Origin of the sequence: Listeria cossartiae subsp. cayugensis, from assembly GCF_014229095.1 — a bacterium.
GTDB lineage: Bacteria > Bacillota > Bacilli > Lactobacillales > Listeriaceae > Listeria > Listeria cayugensis.
The window spans coordinates 1,368,925-1,383,621 of sequence record NZ_JAARZC010000001.1 but is presented as its reverse complement, the minus strand read 5'-3'; the positions used below and the strand labels follow the sequence as shown (position 1 = coordinate 1,383,621).

The 14,697-nt window shown below is 40.4% G+C and carries 14 protein-coding genes, 1 riboswitch and 1 other annotated feature; of the genes, 9 read left to right on the top strand and 5 right to left on the bottom strand.

The window, feature by feature from the left end; genetic code table 11:
• From menH to HCB49_RS06900, 3 genes are read left to right on the top strand one after another with little or no spacing between them, the layout of a single operon-like run.
• The gene (gene menH / locus HCB49_RS06910; RefSeq protein WP_185604476.1) at positions 1 to 828 is read left to right on the top strand and encodes a 2-succinyl-6-hydroxy-2,4-cyclohexadiene-1-carboxylate synthase; all 828 of its coding nucleotides are present in this window, start codon (positions 1 to 3) and stop codon (positions 826 to 828) included.
• On the top strand, positions 825 to 1,643 hold the full coding sequence (menB, locus tag HCB49_RS06905; protein WP_185604475.1) for a 1,4-dihydroxy-2-naphthoyl-CoA synthase: 819 nt from the start codon (positions 825 to 827) through the stop codon (positions 1,641 to 1,643). The genes menH and menB overlap by 4 nt, the downstream gene beginning before the upstream one ends.
• A 15-nt stretch (positions 1,644 to 1,658) precedes the next feature.
• Positions 1,659 to 3,068: an o-succinylbenzoate--CoA ligase gene (locus HCB49_RS06900; RefSeq protein ID WP_185604474.1), complete on the top strand. Its 1,410-nt coding sequence runs from the start codon at positions 1,659 to 1,661 to the stop codon at positions 3,066 to 3,068.
• Positions 3,069 to 3,086: 18 nt separating this feature from the next.
• Here the strand turns inward: HCB49_RS06900 and HCB49_RS06895 are convergent, their stop codons facing one another.
• Complete coding sequence (locus HCB49_RS06895) at positions 3,087 to 4,037, bottom strand: metal ABC transporter substrate-binding protein (RefSeq protein ID WP_185604473.1); 951 nt, start codon at positions 4,035 to 4,037, stop codon at positions 3,087 to 3,089.
• 149 nt (positions 4,038 to 4,186) lie between these two features.
• Positions 4,187 to 4,453, bottom strand: coding sequence for a membrane protein insertion efficiency factor YidD (gene yidD, locus HCB49_RS06890; RefSeq protein ID WP_185392770.1), 267 nt, complete (start codon positions 4,451 to 4,453; stop codon positions 4,187 to 4,189).
• 73 nt (positions 4,454 to 4,526) lie between these two features.
• Here yidD and ytkD point away from each other — a divergent pair, with 73 nt between their 5' ends.
• The 3 genes from ytkD to HCB49_RS06875 are packed head-to-tail and all read left to right on the top strand — an operon-like array spanning position 4,527 to position 6,221.
• Entirely contained in the window at positions 4,527 to 5,000 is a 474-nt protein-coding gene (gene ytkD / locus HCB49_RS06885) for an RNA deprotection pyrophosphohydrolase (protein WP_185604472.1), read from the top strand.
• Positions 5,001 to 5,050: 50 nt separating this feature from the next.
• Positions 5,051 to 5,293 carry a DUF2584 domain-containing protein gene (locus tag HCB49_RS06880; RefSeq protein WP_003762570.1) on the top strand — a complete coding sequence of 81 codons (243 nt, stop codon included), beginning with the start codon at positions 5,051 to 5,053 and terminating at the stop codon, positions 5,291 to 5,293.
• Between the two features lie 16 nt (positions 5,294 to 5,309).
• A complete protein-coding gene (locus HCB49_RS06875) occupies positions 5,310 to 6,221 on the top strand; it encodes an L-lactate dehydrogenase (RefSeq protein WP_185604471.1) in 912 nt (303 codons plus the stop codon).
• A gap of 45 nt (positions 6,222 to 6,266) precedes the next feature.
• Here HCB49_RS06875 and HCB49_RS06870 read toward each other — a convergent pair whose 3' ends face one another.
• Positions 6,267 to 6,569: a hypothetical protein gene (locus HCB49_RS06870; protein ID WP_008948024.1), complete on the bottom strand. Its 303-nt coding sequence runs from the start codon at positions 6,567 to 6,569 to the stop codon at positions 6,267 to 6,269.
• 184 nt (positions 6,570 to 6,753) lie between these two features.
• Positions 6,754 to 6,862, top strand: a riboswitch (SAM riboswitch).
• A 107-nt stretch (positions 6,863 to 6,969) separates the two neighbouring features.
• On the opposite strand from HCB49_RS06870, the gene metK reads away from it, so the two are divergent.
• Together metK and asnB are read left to right on the top strand one after the other, a co-directional pair.
• Complete coding sequence (gene metK / locus HCB49_RS06865; RefSeq protein WP_185604470.1) at positions 6,970 to 8,169, top strand: methionine adenosyltransferase; 1,200 nt, start codon at positions 6,970 to 6,972, stop codon at positions 8,167 to 8,169.
• 136 nt (positions 8,170 to 8,305) lie between these two features.
• Positions 8,306 to 10,171, top strand: a complete 1,866-nt coding sequence (gene asnB / locus HCB49_RS06860; RefSeq protein WP_185481498.1) for an asparagine synthase (glutamine-hydrolyzing) — start codon at positions 8,306 to 8,308, stop codon at positions 10,169 to 10,171.
• Between the two features lie 25 nt (positions 10,172 to 10,196).
• Here asnB and mnmM read toward each other — a convergent pair whose 3' ends face one another.
• Positions 10,197 to 10,772, bottom strand: a complete 576-nt coding sequence (gene mnmM, locus HCB49_RS06855) for a tRNA 5-(aminomethyl)-2-thiouridylate-methyltransferase MnmM (protein ID WP_185604469.1) — start codon at positions 10,770 to 10,772, stop codon at positions 10,197 to 10,199.
• The gene (gene mnmL / locus HCB49_RS06850; protein ID WP_185604468.1) at positions 10,769 to 11,734 is read right to left on the bottom strand and encodes a tRNA modification radical SAM protein MnmL/YtqA; all 966 of its coding nucleotides are present in this window, start codon (positions 11,732 to 11,734) and stop codon (positions 10,769 to 10,771) included. The genes mnmM and mnmL overlap by 4 nt, the downstream gene beginning before the upstream one ends.
• Before the next feature lie 128 nt (positions 11,735 to 11,862).
• Positions 11,863 to 12,064 (top strand) — a binding site (T-box leader).
• Positions 12,065 to 12,137: 73 nt separating this feature from the next.
• Here mnmL and leuS point away from each other — a divergent pair.
• A complete protein-coding gene (gene leuS, locus HCB49_RS06845) occupies positions 12,138 to 14,549 on the top strand; it encodes a leucine--tRNA ligase (protein WP_185604467.1) in 2,412 nt (803 codons plus the stop codon).
• The last annotated feature ends 148 nt before the right edge of the window (positions 14,550 to 14,697 follow it).

Here is a 14,697-nt window from a genome sequence, read left to right as displayed (position 1 = left end):
ATGTTAGTCAACGGGCAACGTTACCACCTGACAAATACTTTAAACGGGGATAAACCGGTTTTGCTGATGTTGCATGGCTTTACAGGAACAAGCGAAACTTTTCAAGACAGCATAGCAGTTTTAAAAGAATGGTATAATATTATCGCGCCTGATTTACTTGGGCACGGAAAAACGGCTAGCCCAGCGGAAATGACGCGTTATTCGATAGAAGCTGTATGCGCCGACTTAGCCGAAATCTTAAACCAACAGCGCATCAAGCAATGTTTTGTGCTTGGTTATTCGATGGGCGGGCGAGTGGCAACTGCTTTTGCGGCGACATATCCAGAAATGGTGCGCGGATTGATTTTAGTTAGCAGCTCACCTGGACTCGCGGAAGCGGATGCTCGTGCTAGTCGCGTCCAAGCGGATAATCGTTTAGCAGACAGGATTGAAGCAGATGGCATCACGTCTTTTGTCGATTACTGGGAAAATTTAGCCCTTTTTGCGTCACAGTCTGTTTTGCCTGAGGAGCGGAAAAAGCGAATGAGGTCTGAACGGTTAGCGCAAAATCCGCAAGGCTTGGCGATGAGTTTGCGTGGGATGGGCACTGGAAAGCAACCATCTTATTGGAATCAGTTAGCGGACTTTACTTTCCCGGTGCTACTCATTACTGGTGCGTTAGATGAGAAATTTGAAAAAATCGCGCAAAATATGCAACAACTATTACCAAATAGCACGCATGTTACGGTGCAAGAAGCGGGGCATGCAGTTTATTTAGAACAACCAAACATCTTTTCAAGTCAGCTTAACAACTGGCTGGAAGTTATTTTAAAGGAGGAAGAAAAATGAGTTTTAATTGGCAAACAGAAAAAGTATACGAGGAAATCAAATATGAAAGTTACGAAGGAATCGCAAAAATTACGATTAACCGTCCAGAGGTACATAATGCATTTACACCAAAAACAGTAACAGAAATGATTGATGCATTTAACTTAGCACGTGATAATTCAGATCTTGGCGTGATTATTTTAACAGGGGAAGGCGAAAAAGCTTTCTGTTCTGGCGGAGACCAAAAAGTTCGCGGACATGGCGGTTATGTTGGTGATGACCAAATCCCACGCTTGAACGTGCTTGATTTACAACGTTTAATTCGCGTTATTCCAAAACCAGTTATTGCGATGGTTGCCGGCTGGTCAATTGGTGGAGGTAATGTTCTTCAATTGGTATGTGACTTAACCATTGCTGCTGACAATGCAAAATTTGGTCAAACTGGACCGAATGTTGGTAGCTTTGATGCTGGTTACGGTTCTGGCTACTTAGCACGTGTTATCGGGCACAAAAAAGCGAAAGAAGTTTGGTTCATGTGCCGTCAATACACAGCGGACGAAGCTCTTGAAATGGGCTGGATTAACACGGTTGTTCCAGTAGCAGATTTAGAAACGGAAACAGTCGCTTGGGCGAAAGAAATGTTACAAAAAAGTCCAACTGCGCTACGTTTCATTAAAGCGGCTTTCAACGCGGATACAGATGGTTTAGCAGGTATTCAGCAATTAGCTGGTGATGCAACACTTCTATACTATACAACAGACGAAGCTAAAGAAGGTCGCGATGCCTTTAAAGAAAAACGCGATCCAGACTTTGACCAATTTCCAAAATTCCCTTGATTTGAAGGTGTAAAAATGGACATGACAAACTGGCTTCAAAAACGAGTGCGGCTTTCTCCTAACGAGACCGCGCTCGTTTTTGAAGGAAAAGAAGAAACATTTGCGGAAATAAATGAAGCAGTGGAGCAGCTTGCGGGAAAATTGTTCTCGCGTGGTATTAGAAAAGACGAAATGGTGGCTATTCTCGGGAAAAACGACCGGATGACTTTCTTACTTATCCACGCTTTGCAACAACTTGGTGCCGTCACGCTATTTCTTAATAACCGTTTGACGAAAAAAGAACTTGCTTTTCAACTTGCTAATGCAAAGGTAAAACAAGTCTTTTTCGCAGATACGTTTGCGGAAAAAGTGGTGGACGGAATTAGTTACACTGAATTGCAGCACACAAATTATCTAAAGCCAGAACTACTAGAAACATGGGAATTATCGCGTGTGGCTTCAGTTATGTATACATCCGGAACAACCGGTAAACCTAAAGGCGTTATGCAAACGTATGAAAACCATTGGTGGAGTGCGGTTGCTTCGGCATTAAATTTAGGTTTAACTGAAAAAGATAGCTGGCTGTGCGCCGTGCCAATTTTTCATATTAGTGGTTTATCGATAATGATGCGTTCGGTAATTTATGGGATTCCGGTATATTTGGAAGAACATTTTGACGAAGAAAAAATCACCCAATTACTAGAAAGTGGCAAAGTTTCCACGATTTCTGTCGTGACTTCGATGCTTGAACGATTGCTCAAAATTCATGGTGGTAGCTATCATCCGAATTTACGAACGGTGCTTCTTGGCGGGGGACCGGCGAGTGAGGCAGTTTTGGCAATTTGCAAGCAACGTAATATTCCTTTAGTGCAATCATTCGGTATGACTGAAACAGCGTCGCAAATCGTGACTCTACCGCCGAAAGATGCCTTAACTAAAATCGGTTCTTCTGGTAAAGCGTTATTTCCGGCAGAAGTGAAAATTGCGGACGACGGGGAGATTTTATTAAAAGGACCGTCGATTACGCCCGGCTACTTACACAATGAAACGGCAACAAAAGCTGCCTTCGCGGACGGATGGTTTAAAACGGGTGATATCGGTTATTTGGATGAAGAAGGCTTTTTATTTGTGTTAGAGCGTCGTTCGGATTTGATTATCTCGGGAGGAGAGAACATTTATCCAACCGAAATTGAACATGTTATAGCTACTTATGAAGCAGTGAAAGAAGTTGCTGTAGTAGGTAAGCATGATGACAAATGGGGCAGTGTACCAGTCGCTTTTATCATTGCAGAGCAAGCTTTTGATGAAGCGGAATTACGCGCCATTTGCCAAACGAACTTAGCTAGTTTTAAAATTCCTAAGCAAATAACCATTGTCGAAACTCTACCAAAAACAGCTTCTGGCAAGATTCAACGGAATAAATTAAAAGAAAGGCACTCTAAGTAACTAGAGCGCCTTTCTTTTTTAGTAATTAAGTCCTTCTTTTAATGCTTTTAAGTTATCGTTCATGATGGAAAGATAATCGCGATGGTTGTCGATATCTTTTTGCGTTAATGTTTCTAAATTATGCAGTGTTAAGGTTTTCGTGTTTGTTTCTTGTTGGATTACATCCGCTATTTTCGAATTCGTGTTTTGTTCCAACATGATATATGGAATTTTTTCTGCTTCGATTTTTTCGACAATCGATTTTAGTTTCTTTTGAGATGGTTCGTCGCTTGTTGATACGCCGGCAATAGGGATTTGGTGTAAGTTATATTCGGTTTCCCAGTAGCTATAGGCAGCGTGGGCAGTGACGAAATCTTTTTGTTTGGCCTCGCTTGTGACGGTGCGGAATTCTTGATCAAGTGTCTTTAATTTTTCTTCGACAGCTTGATAATTTTTCTCGAACGTTTCTTTTTGATCCGGCATTTCTTTGATTAATTTATCTTTGACGACCGTTGCCATTTGTTCCATATAAACTGGATTTAGCCATACGTGCGGGTTGATATCGCCGTGTTCGTGTTCTTCTTCGCTTTCATGGTCATGCTCCTCAGCAGCGTCAGGGTCTGTTGGTAAATCTAATTTTTCAGCAGTAGGGACGAAAGTGACATGTTCGTTTGCTAACGTTTTTTCAGCTTTATCGACAAATCCTTCCATACCAAGACCAATATAGAAAAATAAATCACTATCGGCAATTTTCATCATGTCTTTTTGTGTTGGTTCAAAGCTGTGAGCATCTGAGCCGGGCGGATAAATGCTATGAACATCGACATATTTACCACCAATTTGTTCTGTTAGGTACTGTAAAGGATAAACAGTCGTATAAACAGTTAATTTATCGCTGCTTGTTTTTGTATCGCTGCTGTCCGAACAGCCAGTAAGTATCAATAAAGTAGATAATAGTGCGGCTATAGCAATAAGGTAGCTTTTTTTCAATCCATTCACTCCTCTAAATCGAAATTGTTCTTGTTTAAATTGTATACGAATCGTAGTAATTACGATTTATAGTCCGAATTTGATAATACCTTATTCTTTCATAAAAAGCAAGAAAAAAATGAACCGGCGCAAACCGATTCATGCTATTATTAATGGTGATGATGCGCTTTGCAGTGGTGCTCGGAATCATCGTTTTTCTCTTTTTTAGGTGGCACAAAATCAAGCCCGCCTTTATGAAACGGGTGGCATTTAGAAATACGTCTAATTGCGAGATAGCTTCCCTTCAAGGCGCCGTGTGTCTGTATTGCTTCAATCCCGTATGCCGAACAAGTCGGGTAAAAACGACACGTCGCCGGGGTGAACCGCGAAATATATTTTTGATAAAGTCGGATTCCTCCGATAAGAATTTTTTTCATTATTATTCATCCTCTAAATTTCAGCTTACATACAGCTTACCATATTTTTGAAAAAAGAAAAGGAAGTGAGTTTTTGTTTATTTATAAAGATACACTTGGAAATAAAGTGACGATTTATTTTGAAGCACAGGAAATAAATTCGGATGATGTGCTGATTATTCCTAAAACGGAAGATGGCTGGCTTTTTACGGAACACAAAATTCGTGGACTAGAATTTCCTGGAGGTAAAGGGGAACCAGGGGAAACTAATTTGGCGGCAGCGGAGCGAGAGTTAATGGAAGAAACGGGAGCAATGAGTGATGCTTTTTATTTTGTAGCTGATTATTTGGTTGAATCCAAGGAGCGGACGTTCACGAAACGGGTTTATGCGGCTAAGATTACAACCATCGAAAAACAGGCTGATTACTTAGAAACAAAAGGACCTGTCGTTTTGCGTGGGGAACTGAGCCAATTTATTTTACAACCGGCGTTCAGTTTTTTTATGCGTGATGCTGGCATGGTTCAAATTGTGAAACAAGCCGAGCGGATTTTAGGCGATAAAAACTAGTCAAACAGGGGTAAACTCTGCTATGATAATAGAAAATGGAGGTGGGAAAATTGGGTATGCCACTAGAGGTAAACACAATGATCGTAACAAAAGGAAATGAAAAACGAATTTCTGATAATTTCTTTGAACTTGAAAAAGTAGGATATCGAATTTATCCAATTGATGTGCCAATCGCGGTTCGCAAAACAAAAGAAGGCGAAACACTTGGAGAAGCAATTCCACGTAAATTGGTATGGGAAAATAATAAAACCATCATTAAATATGAATTAATCGCATTAAATTCAAGTAATTAATTTTGGAGGGGATTTTGTGAAACGCAAAGTAGGAATAATTGGTACAGGTCATGTTGGAAGCGACGTGGCTTTTTCCCTTGTTACTCAAGGGATTTGTGATGAAATTGTTTTAATAGATAAAGTAGAAACAAAGGCGGAAAGTGAAGCGCTAGAACTACGAGATATGGCTTCAATGACGCGTTCTTATACAACTATCACATCGAATGATTGGGACGCGCTGGCGGATGCAGATGTGATTGTGATGGCGGTTGGTCCAGAAACGCTACTTCGGGAAGATCGAATGGAAGAGCTTGTTGAAACAAGCAAATCTGTGGCAGAGATTGTACCGAAGATTGTAGCGACGGGTTTTAAGGGTGTTTTTGTGAATATTACGAATCCATGTGACGTGATTACGATGCTTATTCAGAAAGTTTCGGGCTTTGATCGTTCGCGGGTGTTTGGGACGGGAACATCACTTGATACAGCGCGAATGAGACGGGTTGTTGGGGAAGCGTTACATATTAATCCAAAGAGTGTCGAGGGATACGTCCTTGGCGAGCACGGCGAATCGCAATTTGTTGCTTGGTCAACAGTGAAAATTGGTGGCGTTAGTATCGCGGATTACAAAACAACAACACCACTTGATTTACCAACTTTAAAAGATGCTGTTCGCGGTGGTGGCTGGAATATTTTAACTGGAAAAGGCTGGACGAGTTTTGGGATAGCGACAGCCGCGGCGGGAATTGTGGATGCAGTTTTGACGGATGCGAAACAAGTTTTTCCGCTGGCTGTGTATGACGAAAAAACAAAGACTTATATTGGTCAACCAGCGCTTATTGGTGCAAATGGTGTGATAGCTATTTTAGAACCGAAACTAACTGTAGATGAAGAGGCTAGTTTTGCTGCATCAGCTGAAATTATTAAAAAAGCTTTTCATTTAATTAAATGATAAATTGGCATAAAAAAAGCTAGCGACGTGAATGTCGCTAGCTTTTTAGGCTGTTTTAGCTTTTTTCTTTTGTTTAGGTTTTTTTGATTTTTTGGAAATAAAGCGAACTAGGCTAATAATTAGTGATACAACATATTCACCAAATGAGCCGATAAAAATGGCAATTGCTATTTCTGTTTGGGACATCCCACCGCCGTAAAAGCTGATGAAAAATACCACACCACTTGCAATTAATCCCATTGTTGCTAGGAAATATTTAAACCAATATAAACGAAACACAAAATCAAATAAACATACAACTGCTAAAAACCCAAGAAAAATAATCAAGGATAGCGGAATTAAACTCATAGATACAATCTCCTTTAGTTAAGTAAAACATCTTTTTTATCCATCTATCATACCACAGGTTGGAAATAATGATAAGTGAAAAATAATCAAACGCCATTTTTAAGGGGTGGAAATGAATTCAAAACCGAATTATTATTGCATCTGGCCTCAGTTTATGGTATTCTATCTTAGAATTAAAATTTATCTTTCATCCAGAGCGGTAGAGGGACTGACCCTTTGAAGCCCAGCAACCTACACATATATGTGAAAGGTGCTAATCTGTTGCAGGAGGATTATCTTCTGAACGATGAGAGCAAAGGTATAATTATAGCCTTTCTCTATTCGTGCGCATTTTGTGCAAAATAGGGAGAGGCTTTTTATATGAGACGTATTTGGAGAGAACTAAAGGAGGAAAATGAAATTGGCTAAAAACCGTCATCTATTTACATCAGAATCGGTTTCTGATGGACATCCAGATAAAATTGCAGATCAAATATCTGATGCAATTTTAGATGCAATTATTTCAAAAGATCCGGACGCGCGTGTGGCTTGTGAAACCACGGTGACGACTGGTTTAGTATTAGTAGCGGGAGAGATTACGACGTCTGTTTATGTAGACATCCCTAAAATCGTTCGTGATACTATTAAAGAAATCGGCTATACCCGTGCAAAATATGGTTTTGATGCAGAAACATGTGCTGTTTTAACGGCAATTGATGAACAGTCACCAGATATTGCGCAAGGGGTGGACGAAGCATTAGAATCAAGAAGTGGTAGCGAAATTGACGCTGCTATTGAAGCAATCGGAGCGGGAGATCAAGGCTTGATGTTCGGTTTTGCAACAGACGAAACAGAAGAATTAATGCCATTACCAATCTTTTTAGCGCACGGTTTAGCACGTAAGTTAACTGAATTACGTAAAACAAATAAATTAGATTACTTGCGTCCCGATGCGAAAACACAAGTAACGGTCGAATATGATGAATTTAATCAACCAGTTCGGATTGATACAATTGTTGTTTCTACGCAGCATCATCCAGACATTACGCAAGAGCAAATCGCACAAGACTTGCACACACATCTTTTCCCGGAAGTGATTGATGCTTCTTTCTTAGATGAAGACACGAAATACTTTATCAACCCAACTGGCCGCTTTGTTATTGGGGGACCACTTGGAGATGCTGGCTTAACTGGCCGAAAAATCATCGTTGACACATATGGCGGATATGCACGTCATGGCGGGGGAGCATTCTCCGGCAAAGATCCAACCAAAGTAGACCGTTCTGGTGCTTATGCTGCAAGATATGTTGCGAAAAATATCGTAGCTGCAGGACTTGCTAAAAAAGTAGAAGTACAAGTAGCCTATGCTATCGGTGTTGCGCGTCCGGTTTCGATTTCGATTGACACATACGGAACAAGCGATTATTCCGAACAAGAATTAATCGATGGCGTAAATGCGTTATTTGATTTACGTCCAGCTGGCATTATCCATATGCTAGACTTGCGCCGCCCAATTTATCGTCAAACAGCTGCTTTTGGTCATTTTGGCCGTAGCGATCTTGATTTACCTTGGGAAAGAACCGATAAAGCAGAAGCGTTGAAAAAATTAATTGTAAAATAATCCTAACCGAGCATTTCCTCTCAGAAATGTTCGGTTTTTTTCTTTCCTAAACAGTGCAAAGCGAGTCTAGTTATGATATGATAGACGTTGTGAAAAAAAGATAAAATGATTATCTATATAGAGGAGAAATGTTACCATGTGTGGATTTGTAGGATGCGTACATGACCGCATTACAGAAATTACTGGCGCAGATAAAGAAACCTTTAGACAAATGAATAGTATGATTACGCACCGTGGGCCAGATGATGAAGGATACTTCACAGATGATCACGTGCAGTTTGGTTTCCGCCGTTTAAGTATTATTGATGTAGAAAACGGTCATCAACCCTTAACGTATGAAAATGAACGTTACTGGATTATTTTTAATGGAGAAGTGTATAACTATGTGGAACTCCGCGAGCAATTAGTTGCTGAAGGAATGACATTTGAAACCGAGAGTGATACCGAAGTAATTATCGCTACTTATGCGAAATACAAAGAAAAAACAGCAGAACGCCTTCGCGGGATGTTTGGTTTTGTTATTTGGGATAAACAAGAAGAACTTGTTTACGGCGCACGCGACCCATTCGGAATTAAACCATTTTTCTATGCAGAAGAAGACGGCAAACTGTTCATGGGTTCTGAAAAGAAATCCATTTTACATGCGTTAAAAGAAAAAGAATTAGACGAAGTATCATTACAAAATTATATGACGTACCAATTTGTTCCAGAACCAGATTCCTTAACTAAAAATGTAAAACGTTTAGAACCAGGACATCAATTCACGAAAAAAATTGGTCAACCAATGGAAATTACAACTTATTGGAAAGCATCTTTTGCACCAGTAACTAAATCAGAAGACGCATGGATCAAAGAAGTTCGTGACGTAATGTATGATTCGGTTAAAATGCACATGCGTTCTGACGTACCAGTTGGTTCATTCCTATCTGGCGGTATTGATTCATCGATTATTGCAGCAATTGCCAAAGAATACCATCCAGCAATCAAAACATTCTCAGTTGGTTTTGAACGCGATGGTTTCAGTGAAATCGATGTAGCCAAAGAAACAGCAGATAAACTTGGTGTAGAAAACATTAGTTATGTCATCTCACCAGAAGAATATATGAAAGAATTACCAAAAATTGTTTGGCATATGGATGATCCGCTTGCTGACCCAGCTGCTATTCCGCTTTATTTCTTATCAAGAGAAGCACGTAAACAAGTAACCGTAGCATTATCTGGTGAGGGTGCAGATGAACTTTTCGGTGGCTATAACATTTATAATGAACCAAATTCACTTGCGATGTTTAACAAAATGCCAGGCGTATTTAAATCCTTGTTAAATAACGTAGCGCGTGTTATGCCAGAAGGAATGCGTGGTAAAAGCTTCTTAGAACGTGGAACAACGCCGATGGAAGAACGTTATATCGGAAACGCGAAAATGTTCACGGAAAAAGAAAAACAAATTTTGCTTCCAAAATATCAAGCTGGGCATGATTATACGAATATTACAGATCCATTTTATGCGGAAACAACGAATTATCATCCTGTAGAAAGAATGCAGTACATTGATATCCATACGTGGCTTCGTGGAGATATTCTTCTCAAAGCTGACCGCATGACGATGGCTAATTCACTGGAAGTCCGTGTACCTTTCCTTGATAAAGAAGTCTACAACGTGGCAAGAAATATTCCAGATACAATGAAAACAACTAACGGAACTACTAAATATATCTTACGTAAAGCGGCAGCAACATTTGTACCAGAACACGTACTTAATCGCCGTAAACTAGGATTCCCAGTACCCATTCGTCACTGGCTAAAAGACGAAATGAATGCTTGGGTTAAAAACATTATTAAAGAATCACCAACCGATCATTTAATTAACAAACAATACGTTCTAGATTTACTAGATGACCACTGTGCCGGTAAATTTGACTACAGTCGTAAAATCTGGACAGTTGTTATTTTCATGATTTGGTACGATGTATACGTAGCAGACAAATACGACTTCGGAAAATAAAAAGAAAACCTAGACTGGCTAATTACTAGCTTTGTCTAGGTTTTCTTTTTTCGATGATAATCACAAATGGCGCATCATTTTTTTGATTAATAAAGTTGTAAGATAATACATGGAAATCTTGTTGTGGGATAGCTTCGCAAAAAGTCACGACGGCATCTTTTTCTAGTTTTCCAGCAGGATGGCCGTGATAAATTACGAGAATAATGACGCCACCAACTTCAAGCAGTTCCATTAAATGGCCAATGCTTTCTAGCGTAGAATCAACAGTAGTCGTAATTTCTTTGTCGCCACCAGGTAAATAACCAAGATTGAAAATAGCGGCACGAACTGGTTTGGATGTATATTCCGGGAGGCGTGCGTGGCTAGCACATACGAGTTCTACTTGCGAACTGGCAGCTGCGTTTTCCAGCCGCTCTTTCGTCGCATCAATTGCCACTTGTTGAATATCAAATCCAAGCACATGTCCGTTAATGCCGACTAGTTCTGCTAGTAGAAGCGTATCATGCCCGTTACCACAAGTCGCATCAATCACGTAATCACCAGAACGAACTACTTTTCGAAGGGTGTCATGAGCGAAGGGGAGAATGCCGCGCAAATTCATTTTGCATTCACTTCCACAGGTTGATACAGTTTCCCTTGCCAGCTATCTCTGCGTACCAACTCCGCGTCAATCGCATTCAGAACTTCAAATTTATTCAAACTCCATACGGGTCCAATCAAATCATCCACGCCACCATCACCTGTAATCCGGTGAATAACCATTTCTGGCGGTAAGATTTCGAGTTGATCAGCCACTAAGTTCACATAACCATCGCGCGTTAAAAATTCTAAATCACCTTTTTTATAATCTTCTACCATGGGCGTTCCTTTTAATAAATGAAGCAAATGGATTTTAATACCGTCAACGCCACTTTCAACTACTTTCCGGGTTGTTTCCATCATCATTTCCGGTGTTTCTTTTGGAAGACCGTTGATAATGTGGGTGCAAATCCGGATATTGTGCTTTTGTAGTTTGCGCACACCTTCTACATAACACTCATAGTCATGCGCCCGGTTAATTAAGCGCCCGGTTTCATCATGAGCAGATTGCAATCCAAGTTCCAACCACAAATAAGTACGTTCATTTAATTCAGCCAAATATTCCACCACATCATCTGGCAAACAGTCTGGTCTTGTTGCAATCGAAAGCCCAACCACACCTGGTTCATTCAAAACAGTTTCGAATTTCTCACGTAACTCGGCAACCGGGGCATGCGTATTCGTGAAAGCTTGGAAATACGCGATACATTTTCCATCTTTCCATTTCGTTTGCATTTTATCGCGAACTTGTTGGAACTGCACCTTTAAATCAAGCGCGCGGTTTCCGGCAAAATCTCCAGAACCAGCCGCACTACAAAAAGTACAACCACCGTGTGCGACCGTGCCGTCACGATTTGGACAATCAAAGCCGCCATCGAGTGCCACTTTATACGTCTTTTGCCCAAATTCCTCGCGCAAGCAGTAATTCCACGTATGATATCTTTTATTATCATTACTATATACAAATGGATTCGTTTGTTTCACTAGTTTTAGACTCCTTCAAATGAAATTCTCCATTCATTTTAGCACATTTTACTAGGAAAGTTAGATAAATCTTCAGAGCGCTTGCTAAAAAAATGAAATTCAGCTACAATAAAACTAATGAATTTTGCGAAATAGCGATGAATTGGAGTAGTAATCTGCATATTTTGATGTGAAGAGAGCTGACGGTTGGTGCAAGTCAGTCACAAAATCCGGATGAACTTACCATGGAGCTTGGGTGTATCCCCGTTTTCCGCGTTAAGGAATTGATAAGTTGAGTGGTCAAACACTAATGTGGGTGGTACCGCGGGAGAAGCATCTCTCGTCCCATGGCGATAAGCCGTTGGGATGTAGGGATTTTTTTGTAGCCAAAATTCGATATTTTAAGGAAAAGAGGATGAGTAAAGTGACATTTAATCATAAAAAAATGGAACCGAAATGGCAACAATATTGGAGTGAAAATAACACTTTCAAAACAACTGAAGATAAAAATAAAGAAAACTTCTACGCACTTGATATGTTTCCGTATCCATCTGGCGCTGGCCTTCACGTAGGACATCCAGAAGGTTATACAGCAACAGATATTTTGTCTCGTATGAAACGGATGCAAGGGAAGAATGTACTTCACCCGATTGGTTGGGATGCATTTGGCCTTCCAGCTGAACAATATGCGATTGATACTGGCAATGACCCAGAAGAATTCACTGCACTTAATATTGCGAACTTTACTCGCCAAATTAAATCACTAGGTTTTTCCTACGATTGGGACCGCGAAATCAACACAACAGATCCTGAGTATTACAAATGGACTCAGTGGATTTTTGAAAAACTATATGAAAACGGCCTAGCTTATGAAGCCGAAATCGCTGTAAACTGGTGCCCAGAACTTGGTACTGTTTTAGCTAACGAAGAAGTTATCGACGGCAAAAGTGAACGCGGAGGCTTCCCAGTTTTCCGTAAACCAATGCGCCAGTGGATGCTTAAAATTACTGCATATGCAGATCGTTTGCTAGATGACCTTGATCTAGTTGACTGGCCTGAAAACATCAAAGACATGCAGCGCAACTGGATTGGTCGTTCTGAAGGAGCAGAAGTTACTTTTAAAATTAAAGGAAGCGATGCAACGTTTAACGTCTTCACAACACGCCCAGATACTCTTTTTGGCGCAACTTATACCGTTTTTGCACCAGAGCATGAACTTATCGAAAAAATCACTACACCCGAGCAAAAAGAAGCGGTAGAAACTTATAAAAAACAAGTAGAACTAAAAAGCGAACTAGAAAGAACCGACCTTGCAAAAGATAAAACGGGTGTCTTCACAGGAGCTTATGCAATTAATCCAATCAACGGCGAAGAAGTACCAATTTGGATTGCTGACTATGTATTGATTCAATACGGAACGGGCGCAATTATGGCCGTACCAGCACATGACGAACGCGACTTTGAATTCGCGCAACAATTTGGTTTGAATATTCGTCCAGTTCTTGAAGGCGGCGAGGTAACAAAAGAAGCTTTCACTGGCGACGGTCCACATATTAACTCTGATTTTTTGAACGGACTAGCTAAAGCAGAAGCGATTACCGCTGCAATTGATTGGCTAGAAAAAGAAGGCATCGGTAGCCGTAAAATCACGTATCGTTTGCGCGACTGGTTGTTCAGCAGACAACGTTACTGGGGCGAACCAATTCCAGTTATCCACTGGGAAGATGGTGAAACAACACTTGTTCCAGAAGAAGAACTACCACTACTTCTACCAAAAGCAACGGAAATCAAACCATCTGGCACAGGCGAATCGCCACTTGCGAACTTGCACGACTGGGTAAACGTAACCGACGAAAATGGTCGTAAAGGACGTCGCGAAACCAATACTATGCCACAATGGGCTGGCTCAAGCTGGTATTTCTTGCGTTACATCGATCCAAAAAACACCGAAGCAATTGCAGACAAAGAAAAACTAGCTGAATGGCTTCCAGTTGACGTTTATATCGGCGGGGCAGAGCATGCTGTACTTCACTTGCTTTACGCACGTTTCTGGCATAAATTCTTATACGATATCGGCGTAGTTCCAACCAAAGAACCATTCCAAAAACTATTTAACCAAGGCATGATTCTTGGCGAAAATAACGAAAAAATGTCCAAATCAAGAGGCAATGTCGTTAACCCTGATGAAGTAGTAGAAAAATACGGCGCAGATACGCTTCGTTTATACGAAATGTTCATGGGCCCACTAGAAGCTTCTATCGCTTGGAATGAAAACGGCCTAGAAGGAGCACGTAAATTCCTAGACCGCATTTGGCGTTTGCTAGTAACTGAAGAAGGCACACTTGCTGAAAAAGTTACAACTGATGCGAATGCTAATTTAGAAAAAGCGTATCATCATATGGTGAAAACCGTAACGAATCATTACGAAAACCTGCGTTTCAATACTGGGATTTCGCAACTAATGATTTTCATCAATGAAGCCTACAAACAAGACACGATTCCAAAAGAATATGTCGAAGGTTTTGTTCAATTACTATCACCAATCGCACCACACCTTGCAGAAGAATTGTGGGAAATCCTAGGTCACACCGAAACAATCAGCTACGTAGCTTGGCCAACATACGACGAAACCAAACTAGTAGAAGATGAAGTAGAAATCGTACTTCAAGTAAATGGCAAAGTGAAAAGTAAAATCACCGTTGCCAAATCGCTTGGAAAAGAAGAACTAGAAAAAATCGCACAAGAAGACGACAAAATGAAAGAAAACCTAGAAGGCAAAACAATCCGTAAAGTGATTGTCGTTCCAGGGAAGCTTGTAAATATTGTTGCGAATTGATTAGGAGACCGCTTCAAAATTAGTATTGTTGCTAATTTTGGAGCGGTTTTGTATTTGGTAGAAATTTCTCTGTGAATTTAGTATGCAAAATTGAAGGTATCGTGCCAAATTTGTACACCAAACGCCATCATGTCGTTTAAATAAATAA

Excerpts from the sequence above, each read along its gene's own strand:
- menH (WP_185604476.1), top strand. The coding sequence starts at position 1 with ATGTTAGTCAACGGGCAACGTTACCACCTGACAAATACTTTAAACGGG.
- menB (WP_185604475.1), top strand. The coding sequence starts at position 825 with ATGAGTTTTAATTGGCAAACAGAAAAAGTATACGAGGAAATCAAATAT.
- HCB49_RS06900 (WP_185604474.1), top strand. The coding sequence starts at position 1,659 with ATGGACATGACAAACTGGCTTCAAAAACGAGTGCGGCTTTCTCCTAAC.
- yidD (WP_185392770.1), bottom strand. The coding sequence starts at position 4,453 with ATGAAAAAAATTCTTATCGGAGGAATCCGACTTTATCAAAAATATATT.
- HCB49_RS06870 (WP_008948024.1), bottom strand. The coding sequence starts at position 6,569 with ATGAGTTTAATTCCGCTATCCTTGATTATTTTTCTTGGGTTTTTAGCA.
- asnB (WP_185481498.1), top strand. The coding sequence starts at position 8,306 with ATGTGTGGATTTGTAGGATGCGTACATGACCGCATTACAGAAATTACT.
- mnmM (WP_185604469.1), bottom strand. The coding sequence starts at position 10,772 with ATGAATTTGCGCGGCATTCTCCCCTTCGCTCATGACACCCTTCGAAAA.